Here is a 13,568-nt window from a genome sequence, read left to right as displayed (position 1 = left end):
CCGGCGTCGGGCCTTATTGTCCGCCCGTTTCGCGGACCGCCGAGACTACTGTGCGAGGCGCTGGCCTGACCAGCTTCCCGCGATGTTCGACGGCGACGCGAGGCTTCCGCCGGTCAGGTCCCAGTACTGCACCACATCGTTGGCCCGGCGGAGGGCGACGCCGGTGGAGTTCAGGCCCGTGACATCCTTCAGCGGCCGGATTGCCGTGACATCCTGCCAGCCCGTGGCCACGGTGGCCCGGGCTTCTGCACGCGGGGCGGGGGTCCCGGCGCCGCGGTAGAGCAGGACGGCGCCGGTGCTCTGGAGGGCCAGGAGGTCCTGGAATCCGTCGGCGTCGTAGTCCACCATGGCCAGCCTGCCGGCGGTGACGCCGCTGGCCATCAGGGTGCGTGCTGACAGGTCGGCCAGTCCCTTGTTCGGGTACAGATAAACGTATCCGGCGGTGTCCTTGGCCACGATCTGGGGCAGCCGGTTGTTGGCGCACCAGCCTCCGACGGCGAGGGTCATGCCGGCCCAGCCACTCTGTCCAAGGGTGACAACAGCACCGAAGCCGCCGCCTTCGATTCCGGGATGCAGTGTGAGCCGTCCGTCTGCCCACTGCGTAAGGAGATCGTAGGCGCCGTCCCGCTGCCAGTCAGTGACGAAGACTTCCTTGGCGGTACCGAAGCCGGATCCGATCTGTTTTGCGCTCCCGTAGGTCCTGTTGCCGGTGGAGGGGCGGTTGATCAGTTGGCCGGACGCGTTAATGGTGACGAGGTCGGCCGGGCCGGTGATGGCTGCGTTGGTGAGATCCAGGGTGGGTGGCATGTGCTTGCCGGAGGCATCGCAGGCGCTTGGCGTCGGCGGAGGCAGTTCCGGACTTCCGCCCGGGGCCGTGGTGGTTCCCGCCGGCAGCGTGGTGTAGCCGAAGAAGTTGACCACGCCCCAGAGGGTGTAGCGGTTGGGGGTGGTCTGCCAGTTGCCGTCGGTGTACGTGATGCCGGCACCCATCACGTTGAAGCGCGGATCGAGGAGCATGGCGTTGTGGCCCGGTGAGGTCTTCCACCACTCCACCAGTTGCGCCGCATCCCTGTCCCAGCGGACTGCGATGACCTCCCCGGCGCCGTTGTTGGGGTTCAGCGCACGCGGATCGGTCCAGAAGCTCGCGCGGTGTTCAATGACCTCCCGCGTGGCGATGTTGTTGGACCATTCCTGGGCCATGCCCGCCACCGTGGCGTTGTATTTCACCGCGGCGAGGCCGTTGGCCGCCCGGTATTCATTGATCCGGTTGAACACCGTCAGGATGGCTGCGGTGTTGCTGTCCGGCACCAGGGCCTCCGTCGCCGGCGCTGCCGTTGCCGACTCGCTGTAAGGCGTGGGCGTGGGCTGGGCCAGTTCGGCGTCCGGAGCCCACAAAGGCGGTATGGAAGCGGGCTCGGGTGCTACGGACTCCGCAGGGAGGGACGCAGACGTCGCACCGGCCGTCGCCGGAGCGGTCAGCTTCTCTGCCGTGGTTGCGGATGCGGTGCCGGATGAGCCCGCTTCGCCCACGGGGGAAGCGGGGCGTATGCCCGGTTCCACGGCTGGGGCGAGCCCCGCACCGGTGCCGCTGTCCGGCAAGGCCGCACCGCCGTCGTCCGCCCATGACGCCGGACCCAGAGTCACCGCCCGGGGGCCCGCGGCGCCTGCGGACTGGCCGGGAGGCTCTGGGGCGGAATCCGCCAGGTTGCCGGCGCCCGGGGACGCCAGCGCCACGACGCAGAACAGGGCAACAATCGCAGGCGATGCAAATTTTTTCAAAACTATCCCCAGCTCATTCGGACCAACCGGGAGACCATCCGGCGGCTGTCATTCTGAGGCAACATTAGACCCGGCGCACGGCGGTAACAATGGATGCGGTATTTTGGGAGGCGTGCTGATCTCTGACCGCGATATTCGTGCCGAAATAGACTCCCAACGGATTGTCCTTGAACCGTACGATTCCGCGATGGTCCAGCCGTCCTCGGTGGACGTACGGATCGACCGGTTCTTCCGGCTGTTCGACAACCACAAATACGCGCACATCGACCCCGCGGAAGAGCAGCCGGAGCTGACCCGCCTGGTGGAAGTGGAGACCGGGGAACCGTTCATCCTGCACCCCGGCGAGTTTGTGCTCGGCTCCACCTACGAGGCCGTCACCCTGCCCGATGACATCGCTGCGCGCCTCGAAGGAAAGTCTTCCCTGGGCCGGCTGGGCTTGCTGACCCACTCCACCGCCGGGTTCATCGACCCCGGATTCTCCGGCCACGTGACGCTGGAGCTGTCCAACATGGCCACGCTGCCCATCAAGCTGTGGCCGGGCATGAAGATTGGCCAGCTGTGCTTCTTCCGGCTGACCTCCGCCGCCGAGCATCCGTACGGCTCCGGCGAATACGGCAACCGCTACCAGGGCCAGCGCGGCCCCACCGCCAGCCGCAGCCACCTGAACTTCCACCGCACAGAGATTTAGTCCTTCCACCGCCGAAGGGTGAGATCTCGGCGGTATCGCCCCGGCTTAGCGCCGAAAGCTCACCCCCCGGCGCTCCGGGGTTGGCCGCACTCTTCCTCCCCACTGTGGAAAACCGGCCTTGCCCGTTCCGGCTGTGCCAACAATTTCCTATGCGGCGGCCATCACAACTTCCAGCGCACCTTTCCGGACGCTCCTTCACCCTGGAACAACAGCGCGACGCCGGCGTGCCGGCGGACCGTGCATGGCGCCGGGACCTGCGGGTCGCCAGCCGCGGCGTCCGCGTTCCCTGGGGTGAAGCGCAGCCACTCCACCACACCTGTGCGTTACTCACGTGCCTGACGCCCGGGTCCGTATGCTGCCTCGGGACGGCCGCGATGCTCTGGGGCTGCCCACTGCCCCTGGCCATGCAGAACGACCTCCGCATCCATCTGGCAAAGATGGCCGGTGGAACCCGCCCGGTGCGCAAGGGAGTTGCCGGTCACAAACTGATGCTCCGGTCCACTGACGTGGCAAAGCTCGACGGCGTCCCGGTCACCACGCCAGCCCGGACGTGGCTGGACTTGGCGTCCGTATTGGGGCTTGAAGACCTGGTTGTGGCGGCCGACCACTTCATCTGCAGCCAGTCCCGCAGCTTCGGACCCAGGAAGGAAGCCCTGTGCTCCCTTGCCGAACTCCACGATCAGGTCCTCGCCAACCCGGGAGCACGGGGCATCCGCACAGCCCGTCGTGCGCTGGAGCTCTGCCGGGTGGGCTCGGACTCCGCGCCGGAGACCCGGCTCCGGCTCGCCCTTGGACGGTTGGGTATGCCTGAGCCTGTCCTCTGTTAAGTGGGGCACGACGGCTGCGCTCACAGGGTCTTGGCCGCGCTTGTCAGGGCGGGTTTGCGGATCGAGGGGTGAGCTCTCGGCGGATAGCCCTTGCCACAGCGCCGAGATCTCACCCCTCGGCGCAGGTTGGGGGTGGCGGGGCGCAGGTTGGCGCGGTGCCGGCGGGCCCGCGGCGTGGGCTATGCCTGTGCGGGCACCCGGGCCGGGCGGCTGAAAGCCTTCACTGCCGGCTCGACGTAGCGGGCGGCGAGCGGTCCCATGATGGCCATGAGCAGCACGTAGGCGGTGGCCAGGGCGGCGAGTTCGTCCGGGACCACGCCCGAGGCAACCGCCAGGCCCGCGATGACGATGGAGAATTCGCCGCGGGCAATCAGCGCCGCACCTGCACGGAAACGGCCGGGCCGGGCGATGCCGGCCCGCTTGGCTGCCCAGATGCCCGTGATCATCTTGGTGGCCGCGGTGATGACGGCCAGGACCAGGGCCCAGCCCAGCACCGGCGGAATGGACGTCGGATCAGTGTTCAGCCCGAAAGCCACAAAGAAGATGGCTGCGAACAGGTCGCGCAGCGGCTCAAGGATGCGGGTGGCGTTGTGGGCCGTGGCGCCTGATATCGCGATGCCGAGCATAAACGCGCCCACCGCCGCCGAGACCTGCATCGCCGAGGCAACCCCGGCCACCAGCAATGCTGCGCCCAGCAGGTTCAGCAGGAACACTTCGGAGTTTTCGCTGTGGACGGCCTGGGACACGCGGTGGCCGTGCCGCAGGGCTACCATCAGGACCACGGTGACAACGGCCAGGGAAATGCCCACGGTGGTCAGCCCGCCCAGGAAGCTCACGCCGGCGAGGGTGGCGGTGAGGATGGGCAGGTAGACGGCCATGGCCAGGTCTTCGAACACCAGGATGGACAGCACCACCGGCGTTTCACGGTTACCGATCCGGCCCAGATCAGTGATCACCTTGGCGGCGATGCCGGAGGACGAGATGTACGTGACGCCGCCCATCACCATCGCGCCCACCATGCCCCAGCCCAGCAGCAGCGCCAGTGCGGCCCCCGGCAGGAAGTTCAGCACGAGGTCAAGAACACCGGCCTGCCAGGACCTGCGCAGACCGGTGAAAAGCTCGGCAGCCGTATATTCCAATCCGAGCATAAGCAGCAGCAGGATGACGCCGATCTCACCCGAGAGATGCGCGAATTCCTGCATGCCTTCAAGCTTCACCACCCCGCCCGCGCCGAAGGCGAGGCCGCCCACAAGGTACAGCGGGATGGGGGACATTCCGATCCGTCCGGCCAGCCTGGCCAGCAGGCCAAGGCAGAACACAACGGCCCCCAGTTCAATGAGGGTCAGGGCCAGCGGGTCCATGTCGGCTATCCGTTGCGGAGGATATCGGCCGCGTTGTCGAGGCCTTCTTGCGTACCGACGGCAATGAGCAGATCACCCGAGTGGAGTACGACGTCGGGACCCGGCGACGGGAGCACCTCGCCTTCACGCATGATCGCCACGATGGAGACACCACAGCGGGTGCGGATGCACGCCTTGCCCATCGGCTGGTTCTGGAACGGGGAATCCGGAGCTATGGAGAACTGCCGGGTCACGATGCCGGGGATTTCCTTGTGCTCTTCCGTCAGCTTCATGGCCAGGTGCTGGCCGCCCAGGAGGTTGCCCAGGGTGGCGGCTTCATCCCCGGTCAGGGGAATGGAGGCCTGGCACGTGTCGGGATCATCCCAGGTGGAGACGATCAGCTCCGTCTGGCCTTCCCGCAGCTCCACAACGCCGATGCGGCGCCCTGAAGCGGTCATAAAATCCTTCCGCCGGCCGAGGCCGGGGAGGTCCGTCTCATCCACGTTCATAGCTCCAGCCTAATCCGCGCGCGGCGGTTTGGGGCGTCCGCCGCACAAGACGCGGACGCCGGGCCCCAAGTGTACGTTCGCGCTGGTGGGTGGCGCTTCTCCTAGGCGGCGGGGACGACGGCGATGGGGGCCTTGTCCGGCGACTTGACCGGCAGCAGCACCAGCAGGCCGGCGAGCAGCACCACCATGATGCCCAGGATGCCCCAGCGCTGCGCCTCGCCCTGTGCCACGAGGGGGGTGGCCAGCGCGATGCAGAGCGTGAACAGCGACGGCGCCAGGAAGCTGACGGCACGGCCCGTGGTGGCGTACAGGCCAAAGAGCTCGCCGGACTCGCCATGCGGAGCGAGCCGCGCCAGATAGGCCCGCGAGGAGGACTGCGCCGGACCGACGAACAGGCACAGGAACAGGCCGAAGACCCAGAAAGTGGTGCTGCCGGCCCACTGCCAGCCAAAGAACACGTAATCGCCGTTGCCCAGCACCAGGATGGCTGTTCCGGCGATCAGCAGGCCCACTAGCGAACCGATGATCACAGCCTTGGGCCCTACCCTGTCGTCCAGGAAGCCGCCGATTACGGCGCCCACGGCCGCCACCACGTTGCCGAAGATGGCGAAGAAGATGACCTGCGACAGCTCAAAGCCGAACGTGCCGGCCGCGATAATTCCGCCGAAGGTAAAGACGGCGGCCAGGCCGTCGCGGAACACCGCGCTCGCGAGGAGGAAATAGATGGTGTGCGGACTGGTGGCGTAGATGGCTCTGATCCGGCGGATGAGCAGGCCGTACGAGGCGAGGAAGCCCAGGGACCTGGCTTGCCTGGGCCGCGGGAGTTCCGGGACCGCGAACAGGACCGGCAGCGCGAAGATGAAGAACCACAGGGCGGAGAACACGGCCACCAGGCGGATGTTGAGGCTGTCCTCCTTGGAGGCGCCGAACCAGTCGAAGCTCGGCTGGACGAACAGCTGCAGGACCACCAGGAGCGCCACGATGCCGCCCAGGTACCCCATGGCCCAGCCGAAGCCGCTCACCTTGCCGATGTTCGCCGGCGTGGAGATTTGCGCGAGCATGGCGTTGTAGTTGACGCCGGCAAATTCGAAGAACACGTTGCCCAGCGCAATCAGGGACACTCCCAGCAGCAGGAACTCCGGCCGCGGGAACACAAAGAAACACAGCGCGGTCAGGACGGCGACGGCGGCAGTGTTGACTCCCAGCCACAGCTTGCGCCGCCCGCCCGCATCCGACCGTTGCCCGGTCACGGGGGCCAGCAGCGCGATGGCGGCGCCGGCAACGGCCAGTGCGCCGCCGAGGACCGCGGAGGCGTGGTCCTCGCCGCCGAAGGCGTTGGACGTCAGGTACACGGTGAACACGAACGTGGTCATCACCGCATTAAAGGCGGCCGATCCCCAGTCCCAGGAGGCCCAGGCCAGGACGCGGCCCTTGCTGGTGGCGTGGCTTCCGGCTTCGAGTTCCGATGACGGCTGCATGGCCTCGGGAGCGCTGGCGGTGTTCATAGGCTGAATGGTATCCGCCCGTGGCGAACAACCGGTGGACGATACCCCGGACACCAGCCGAACCTGGCCCGTCTCCCGCCCGGCGCGGCAGGAGTGCCTGTTGCACCTTGATAAACTGTGGGCACTGAAATCTTACGAATGACCGCCTGCTCTTACTTTTGACAATCGAATCCCTGACGTTGCGGAGATACCAGTGATCACAGTTCTTGCCGTGCACTTTACGGTGGCTGCTGTGGCGCCGTTTCTGTTCAGGGCCTGGGGGCGTAACGCGTTCTACGCGCTGGCTGCCGTCCCCGCGGTTTCATTCCTCTGGCTGGTCCTGCAGTACGGAGCGGTCTACTCGGACTCCGGCTTTGTCAGTGAGGTATTCCCCTGGATTCCGGGGCTCAAGCTGGAGTTCGCCTTCCGGCTGGATGCCCTTGCCTGGGTGATGTCGCTCCTGGTGCTGGGAGTCGGCGCACTCGTGCTGGTCTACTGTGCCCGGTATTTCAAGAAAAAGGACCAGGACCTCGGCGGCTTCGGCGCGCAGCTCCTGGCGTTCGCCGGGGCCATGTTTGGCCTGGTGGTGGCGGACGACCTTCTCCTGCTGTTCATCTTCTGGGAACTCACCACTATCCTGTCCTACCTGCTGATTGGGTTCGCCCGCACACGCCTCGCGGCCCGCCGCTCTGCGCTGCAGGCACTGATGGTCACCACAGCCGGCGGACTGGCCATGCTGGTGGGCCTCATCATGCTGGGCTTCAGCGCGGGAACGTACCGGATCTCGGCCATCCTGGCGCAGGCTTCCGAGCTGGTAGCCGGGCCTGCCGCCGCACCGGTGGCGGCCGCCGTCGTCCTCATCCTGGTTGGCGCCATCACCAAATCCGCGCTGGTCCCCTTCCACTTCTGGCTCCCCGGGGCCATGGCGGCACCCACCCCGGTCAGCGCCTACCTGCACGCCGCCGCGATGGTGAAGGCCGGCATCTACCTGGTGGCACGGCTGGCGCCGGGCTTCGCGGAGACCACGTACTGGCAGCCCGTGGTGCTGGGGCTCGGCCTGGCCACCATGCTGGTGGGCGGATACCGGGCGCTCCGCCAGACCGACATCAAGCTGATCCTCGCCTACGGCACCGTCAGCCAGCTGGGCTTCCTGACCATGGTGGTGGGCCTGGGCACCCCGGACGCCGCGCTCGCCGGACTCGCGATGCTCCTGGCGCACGGCCTCTTCAAGGCAACACTGTTCCTGGTGGTGGGCATCATCGACCACCAGTCCGGGACCCGTGACGTCCGGAAGCTGTCTGGCGTGTTTACGTCGTCCCGTGCCTTGGGAATCGTCGCCGGCATCGGGGCCGCGTCCATGGCCGGCGTCCCGCTGCTGGCAGGGTTCGTGGCCAAGGAATCGGTGCTCGAAGCCTTCGTCCACCACGCTCAGGGCGGTCCGTGGGGCATGGTGGTGCTCGCGGGCATCGTCCTCGGCTCCATCCTGACGTTCGCGTACAGCGCCCGCTTTATGTGGGGCGCCTTCGCCTCCAAACCGGGAGTCGAGCGAACCCCGTTCAAGGCCGTCCGGCCGTCGTTCCTCGCCGCCCCCGCCCTCCTCAGCCTCCTCACCATCGTATACGGGCTGTGGCCGGCACCCGTGGATGAATGGATCCAGCCGTACGCCGCACTGTTCGCCTCCACAGCGCCCGACGCCGGAACACCGGCCGCGCAGGCCGGCCACCTCGCGCTGTGGCACGGATTCACCCCGGCCCTGGGCATGACGGCGCTGACGTTTGCCCTGGGCCTGGCGATGTACTTCGGCCGCACCCTCGTGGCGCGGGCTCAGGACCGTGTGCCGGGCTGGATCGACGCGGACCGGGCCTACCAGCACACCATCGGGGCGCTGGATGACACCGCTGTCTGGATCACCGGCCGCACCCAGCGTGGTTCGCTGTACTTCTACCTCGCAGTCATCCTCTCCGTGGCCTGCGTCCTTCCGCTCTCCACCATGCTGGTGTTCAATAAGCCGCTCCCGGACAACCTGTATTTCATCGACCCCAATTCGCCGCTGCAGCTGGTGGCGGCCGCGGGCATCGTGATCGGCGCGCTCGCCGCGGTCAAGGCCAACAAGCGGTTCCTCGCCGTGCTGATGGTGTCCGTGACGGGCTACGGCATCGCCCTGATGTTTGCCCTGCAGGGCGCGCCGGACCTGGCCCTGACCCAGATGCTGGTGGAAACCATCATCCTGGTGGCTTTTGTCCTCGCCATGCGCAGCCTGCCCGCCGAACTCCGGGACCGCACCGGCGGCAAGTACCGGGTGGTGCGCGTCATCATCGGGCTGGGCTTCGGCGTCACCATGATCTTCGCCGCCATTTATGCCATGGGTTCCCGGATTGCCACGCCCGTCTCCCTCGAGTTCCCGCGCCTCGCCTACGAGGGCGGCGGCGGCCTGAACATCGTCAATGTGACCCTCGTGGACATCCGCGTCTGGGACACGTTTGGTGAAATTTCGGTCCTGGCGCTGGCCGCCACCGGCGTTGCCAGCCTGATCTTCGTCCGCGGCCGCGGCGACCGGATCCAGATGTCCTCCGACGTTGCCGAGGGCACGGTGGGCCGGCACACCGGCGTCGACCCGGGGTCCCGCGACGCCGCCGCCCTGGCCATCAGCCGGAAGTTCGCCGCGTCCACCCGCGACGCCTGGATTGTGGCCGGCCGGACCCTTGCCCCGGAACGGCGCTCCATCATTTTCGAAGTGGTCACGAGGCTGATCTTCCACTCGATGATCATCTTCTCCCTGTACCTGCTGCTGGCGGGGCACAACCTGCCCGGCGGCGGTTTCGCCGGCGGGCTCACCGCCGGCCTGGCGCTGACCATCCGCTACCTCGCGGGCGGCCGCTTTGAACTGCGGGAGGCCACCCCCATCAGCGCCGGAACCCTCCTGGGCATCGGACTCGCGACGGCGGCGGCCTCCGGGGTGGTGCCGCTCCTGTTGGGCGGCCAGGTCTTCCAGACGGCCATCATCGAACTGTGGCTGCCGGTCTTCGGCGACATCAAGTTCGTCACGTCCACCATCTTCGACATCGGCGTCTACATCGTGGTGGTGGGCCTGGTGCTCGACGTCCTGCGCAGCCTGGGTGCCGAGATCGACGAGAACTTCGAAGCACAGGCCACCGCGCCTGCCGAGGAACAGGAACCCCAGGGCGTCCCCGCCGAAACCACAGCAAAGGGCCAAGCATGAGCGTCAACCTGACCCTCCTGGCCGTCATGGGGGCCCTCTACGCGTGCGGCATCTACCTGATCCTGGAACGCAGCCTCACCCGCGTGCTGCTGGGCCTGATGCTCCTCGCCAACGCCACCAACCTGCTGATCCTCGCCACGGGCGGGTACGCAGGGCTGGCGCCGTTCTATGCCAAGGACACACCCGCCCAGGACTACAACGATCCCCTTCCCCAGGCGCTGATCCTGACCTCGATCGTCATCTCCTTCGCGGTGACGGCGTTTATGCTCGGCATCATCTACCGGACCTGGGTCCTGGCCAGACAGGATGAGATCCAGGACGACCTCGAAGACCTCCGCGTCGCCGAGACGCCCAGCTTCGACGCCGAGGACGACGCCGAAATCCCCATGGAGACCTCCGAGTTTCCGCTGACCATGCTCGGCAGCGACGGGCGCTCCGTGTCCGACCACGGCACGGCGCCTGACCACACCCCGGCCGGAGGCGGCGAGGAAACCGCCGGGGGAACCGTCCAGGCAGGCGACACAAAGATCGCCGCCGTCGACGCCGCCGCGGAAGAGCAGCCCGGCTCACAGAACGTCACCCCAGGCCCAGAAGGAGGTGTGAAGTGAACATCGCAAGCTTTGCCCCGCTCGCCGTCGTACTTCCCATCCTGGGCGCCGCCCTGACCTTTGTGCTGATCCGGCACTCGAGGGCGCAGCGCACGGTCAGCATCGCGCTGCTGTCCCTCACCCTGGCGCTCGAATGCCTGCTCCTGGCCTCCGTCTGGGAGGGCGGGACCGCTGCGGTGAACATCGGCGGCTGGCTGCCGCCCTGGGGAATCGTCATGGTGGTGGACCAGTTCTCCTCCCTGATGCTGGTGGTGTCCTCCGCGGTCAGCCTCGCGGTGCTCGTGTACGCCACCGGGCAGGGCATGGCCGACGGCGACCAGGACGCCCCGGTGTCGATCTTCCACCCGACGTACCTGATCCTCGTGGCGGGCGTGTCCAACGCCTTCCTCTCCGGGGACCTCTTCAACCTGTACGTGGGCTTCGAGATCCTGCTGACGGCGAGCTACGTCCTGATGACGCTGGGCGGCACCGGCCCCCGCATCCGCGCCGGCGTCACCTATGTTGTGGTCTCCGTCGTCTCCTCGGTGCTGTTCCTCATCTCCATCGCCATGGTCTACGGCGCCACCGGAACGGTGAACATGGCAGACCTCGCCCTCAAGCTCGCGGACCTGGACCCGGGCACCAAGACCCTCCTGCACGTCATGCTGCTTGTGGCGTTCGGCATCAAGGCCGCCGTGTTCCCGCTGTCCTTCTGGCTCCCTGACTCCTACCCCACGGCGCCCGCGCCGGTCACGGCGGTGTTCGCCGGCCTGCTGACCAAGGTGGGCGTCTACGCCATGGTCCGCACCGAGACGCTCCTGTTCCCCGGGGACTCCCTCAACACTCCCTTAATGGTGGCGGCCCTGCTGACCATGGTGGTGGGAATCCTCGGCGCCCTGGCCCAGAACGACATCAAACGACTCCTCTCCTTCACCCTCGTCAGCCACATCGGCTACATGGTGTTCGGCCTGGCCATGTCCTCGGTGGCAGGACTGGGCGCGGCCGTGTTCTACGTGGCCCACCACATCACCATCCAGACCAGCCTCTTCCTGGTCACCGGGCTCATCGAACGCCGTGGAGGCAGTTCGTCCGTTGACCGGCTGGCCGGCCTGGCCAAACTCTCGCCCCTGCTGGCACTGCTGTTCTTCATTCCGGCCATGAACCTGGCGGGCATCCCGCCGTTTTCCGGGTTCCTGGGGAAGGTGGGCCTCATGCAGGCCGGCATCGAGCTCGGCACGCCACTGGCCTACACGCTGGTGATCGGCGGCGTACTCACCAGCCTGCTCACCTTGCTGGCCGTCGCCAGGGTCTGGAACCGCGCGTTCTGGCGCAAACCGTCCGACGCCGAACACCCCGACCCCGTGCTCCTCGCCCCGCGCGAGACCTCCGACACCGGCCGCCGCGGCGGACGCAACAACGTCACGCTGCTGCCGCGGACCATGGTGGGCTCCACCCTTGGCCTGGTCCTCCTGGGCGTATCGCTCACGGTCTTCGCCGGCCCGCTGTTCAAAGTTTCGGACCAGGCCGCCCGGGACATGCTGGACCGGTCCTCGTACATCCAGGCGGTCCTCGGCGAAGAAACGGCCGTGCCCCTGATCCTGACGTCCGGAGGCGGCAAATGAGCCGCCGCCGCATATCCCTTCGCCAGGAGCTGCCCCTCCTGGTCTGGCTGGTCATCGTCTGGGGTGCACTCTGGCAGGACTTCAGCCCGGGCAACCTCCTGTTCGGCGCCATCCTGGCCGTCGCCGTGGCCCGGATGTTCTACCTTCCGCCCGTGGACCTGAGCGGCCGCTTTAACGTCCTCCACGCCGTGCCCTTCGCCCTTTCCTTCATGGGCAAGGTGGTGGCAGCGAGCTTCCAGGTCATGTACCTGGCGGCCGTCCGCGGGCCCACGGTGACCAACGCCGTCGTCGCCGTTCCGCTGCGGAGCCACGAGGACCTGATGGTGACCGCCACCGGGCACGTCATCTCCCTGATCCCGGGATCCCTGGTGGTGGAGGTGGACCGCTCAACGTCCACCCTCTACCTCCACGGGCTCAATGTCAGCACCCCCGACGACGTGGAGAAGCTCCGCCGGGAAGTCAGGGACATCGAGGCCGGGCTGATCCGCATCATGGGCACCCGGCAGGAACTGGACGCAATCAGGCAGGAGGCCGCGGCATGATGCAGATTGTCCTGGCTGTCACGGCAGTCATTCTTTCGCTCGCCGCGGCGGGCGCCATCATCAGGATCGCGAGGGGTCCCTCGCTGCTGGACCGGGTGCTGGCCTCGGACGTCCTGCTGGCCATCCTCGGCGCCGCCCTGTGCATCGACATGGCCGTGAACAGGCACCTGAACAACCTCATGCTGCTGGTGGCGTTGTCCATCATTGGCTTTATCGGTTCGGTGACCGTGGCCCGCTTTGTGGCTGACCGGCGGGAGCAGCCCCATGAGTCCTGAGCCAACCGCCGTGGACACCGTCATTGACGCTGTTTCCGCCGTCTTTATGGTCGTGGGGGCCCTGATGTCGCTGGCGGCCGCCGTGGGCCTGCTGCGGTTCCCGGACCTCCTGAGCAGGATGCACGCCGCCACCAAGCCCCAGGTCCTGGGACTGTTCCTGCTGCTGGCGTCCATCGGCCTGCAGATGCGGACCTGGTGGGTGTGGCCGGTGCTGCTGGTCGCCTGGATCTTCCAGCTGCTCACCGTGCCCGTGTCGGCGCACATGGTGGGCCGGGCCGGCTACCGAACCAAGCACCTGCATCGCGAGCTGCTCAGCTCCGATGAGCTGGAGGCCGTAGTGCAGAAAGCCGCCGCCAAAGCGTCCCGGGAGGATGCTTCCGACGGCGGCCGGCCGGACTGACTGCAGCCCGGCTTTTGCATACGCCCTAGACGATGTCCTGGCTCTTCGCGAACCGCGTGATGGCGCGCTGGGTGCCACGGTTGGCGAGGACCTGGATCACTGCACTCACCGAAGCGGAGACCAGCGCGAACGTCAGCGCGGAACGCAGCGTGGTGGGAACGTCGTCCTTGCCACCCTTCGGCGGCTTGTTGCCGGTGGTCTTTTCCCAGATCGCGTCTACGGCCTTAGTGCCGGCGAATCCGGCCAGCAGGCTGATGCCCGTGCCCAGCAGCTTGATGAATAAGTTCATTCCGGT

General features: G+C 67.2%; 13 protein-coding genes. 8 read left to right on the top strand and 5 right to left on the bottom strand.

The genetic code is table 11. The features are described 5' to 3' along the window. Positions 1-45: 45 nt before the first annotated feature. Positions 46-1,779, bottom strand: a complete 1,734-nt coding sequence (locus ABV518_RS17730) for a CAP domain-containing protein (RefSeq protein ID WP_367769499.1) — start codon at positions 1,777-1,779, stop codon at positions 46-48. Positions 1,780-1,891: 112 nt separating this feature from the next. Between ABV518_RS17730 and dcd the strand changes: the two genes are divergently transcribed. Next, on the top strand, positions 1,892-2,467 hold the full coding sequence (gene dcd / locus ABV518_RS17725; RefSeq protein ID WP_131134608.1) for a dCTP deaminase: 576 nt from the start codon (positions 1,892-1,894) through the stop codon (positions 2,465-2,467). Between the two features lie 149 nt (positions 2,468-2,616). Further along, the gene (locus ABV518_RS17720) at positions 2,617-3,294 is read left to right on the top strand and encodes a hypothetical protein (protein WP_367769495.1); all 678 of its coding nucleotides are present in this window, start codon (positions 2,617-2,619) and stop codon (positions 3,292-3,294) included. 179 nt (positions 3,295-3,473) lie between these two features. On the opposite strand, the gene ABV518_RS17715 is transcribed toward ABV518_RS17720, so the two are convergent. From ABV518_RS17715 to ABV518_RS17705, 3 genes are all read right to left on the bottom strand, one after another. Then, positions 3,474-4,655 carry a cation:proton antiporter gene (locus tag ABV518_RS17715; protein WP_367769492.1) on the bottom strand — a complete coding sequence of 394 codons (1,182 nt, stop codon included), beginning with the start codon at positions 4,653-4,655 and terminating at the stop codon, positions 3,474-3,476. Between the two features lie 5 nt (positions 4,656-4,660). Next, positions 4,661-5,143: a cation:proton antiporter regulatory subunit gene (locus tag ABV518_RS17710; protein ID WP_131134605.1), complete on the bottom strand. Its 483-nt coding sequence runs from the start codon at positions 5,141-5,143 to the stop codon at positions 4,661-4,663. A gap of 101 nt (positions 5,144-5,244) precedes the next feature. Continuing rightward, complete coding sequence (locus ABV518_RS17705) at positions 5,245-6,648, bottom strand: MFS transporter (RefSeq protein ID WP_367769489.1); 1,404 nt, start codon at positions 6,646-6,648, stop codon at positions 5,245-5,247. A 193-nt stretch (positions 6,649-6,841) separates the two neighbouring features. Between ABV518_RS17705 and ABV518_RS17700 the strand changes: the two genes are divergently transcribed. From ABV518_RS17700 to mnhG, 6 genes are read left to right on the top strand one after another with little or no spacing between them, the layout of a single operon-like run. Then, complete coding sequence (locus ABV518_RS17700) at positions 6,842-9,847, top strand: Na+/H+ antiporter subunit A (RefSeq protein WP_367769486.1); 3,006 nt, start codon at positions 6,842-6,844, stop codon at positions 9,845-9,847. Beyond that, the gene (locus tag ABV518_RS17695; RefSeq protein ID WP_367769483.1) at positions 9,844-10,455 is read left to right on the top strand and encodes a Na(+)/H(+) antiporter subunit C; all 612 of its coding nucleotides are present in this window, start codon (positions 9,844-9,846) and stop codon (positions 10,453-10,455) included. The genes ABV518_RS17700 and ABV518_RS17695 overlap by 4 nt, the downstream gene beginning before the upstream one ends. After that, positions 10,452-12,056: a Na+/H+ antiporter subunit D gene (locus ABV518_RS17690; protein ID WP_367769480.1), complete on the top strand. Its 1,605-nt coding sequence runs from the start codon at positions 10,452-10,454 to the stop codon at positions 12,054-12,056. Before ABV518_RS17695 ends, ABV518_RS17690 begins: the two co-directional genes overlap by 4 nt. Further along, entirely contained in the window at positions 12,053-12,598 is a 546-nt protein-coding gene (locus tag ABV518_RS17685; RefSeq protein WP_367769477.1) for a Na+/H+ antiporter subunit E, read from the top strand. Before ABV518_RS17690 ends, ABV518_RS17685 begins: the two co-directional genes overlap by 4 nt. Continuing rightward, positions 12,595-12,873, top strand: coding sequence for a monovalent cation/H+ antiporter complex subunit F (locus ABV518_RS17680; protein ID WP_131134599.1), 279 nt, complete (start codon positions 12,595-12,597; stop codon positions 12,871-12,873). Before ABV518_RS17685 ends, ABV518_RS17680 begins: the two co-directional genes overlap by 4 nt. Then, positions 12,863-13,273, top strand: a complete 411-nt coding sequence (gene mnhG, locus ABV518_RS17675; protein WP_367769473.1) for a monovalent cation/H(+) antiporter subunit G — start codon at positions 12,863-12,865, stop codon at positions 13,271-13,273. Before ABV518_RS17680 ends, mnhG begins: the two co-directional genes overlap by 11 nt. 25 nt (positions 13,274-13,298) lie before the next feature. Here mnhG and ABV518_RS17670 read toward each other — a convergent pair whose 3' ends face one another. Then, positions 13,299-13,562 carry a DUF4235 domain-containing protein gene (locus ABV518_RS17670; protein WP_367769471.1) on the bottom strand — a complete coding sequence of 88 codons (264 nt, stop codon included), beginning with the start codon at positions 13,560-13,562 and terminating at the stop codon, positions 13,299-13,301. Positions 13,563-13,568: the final 6 nt, after the last annotated feature.

Origin of the sequence: Arthrobacter sp. HS15c (assembly GCF_040812005.1) — a bacterium.
In the GTDB taxonomy this organism is placed as follows: domain Bacteria; phylum Actinomycetota; class Actinomycetes; order Actinomycetales; family Micrococcaceae; genus Arthrobacter.
This window is presented reverse-complemented; position numbering and strand designations above follow the sequence as displayed.

What these genes read in the sequence shown, in the direction of transcription:
- ABV518_RS17715 (WP_367769492.1), bottom strand. Translation starts at nt 4,655, where the DNA reads ATGGACCCGCTGGCCCTGACCCTCATTGAACTGGGGGCCGTTGTGTTC.
- ABV518_RS17720 (WP_367769495.1), top strand. Translation starts at nt 2,617, where the DNA reads ATGCGGCGGCCATCACAACTTCCAGCGCACCTTTCCGGACGCTCCTTC.
- ABV518_RS17710 (WP_131134605.1), bottom strand. Translation starts at nt 5,143, where the DNA reads ATGAACGTGGATGAGACGGACCTCCCCGGCCTCGGCCGGCGGAAGGAT.
- ABV518_RS17705 (WP_367769489.1), bottom strand. Translation starts at nt 6,648, where the DNA reads ATGAACACCGCCAGCGCTCCCGAGGCCATGCAGCCGTCATCGGAACTC.
- ABV518_RS17670 (WP_367769471.1), bottom strand. Translation starts at nt 13,562, where the DNA reads ATGAACTTATTCATCAAGCTGCTGGGCACGGGCATCAGCCTGCTGGCC.
- ABV518_RS17680 (WP_131134599.1), top strand. Translation starts at nt 12,595, where the DNA reads ATGATGCAGATTGTCCTGGCTGTCACGGCAGTCATTCTTTCGCTCGCC.
- ABV518_RS17685 (WP_367769477.1), top strand. Translation starts at nt 12,053, where the DNA reads ATGAGCCGCCGCCGCATATCCCTTCGCCAGGAGCTGCCCCTCCTGGTC.
- mnhG (WP_367769473.1), top strand. Translation starts at nt 12,863, where the DNA reads ATGAGTCCTGAGCCAACCGCCGTGGACACCGTCATTGACGCTGTTTCC.
- ABV518_RS17695 (WP_367769483.1), top strand. Translation starts at nt 9,844, where the DNA reads ATGAGCGTCAACCTGACCCTCCTGGCCGTCATGGGGGCCCTCTACGCG.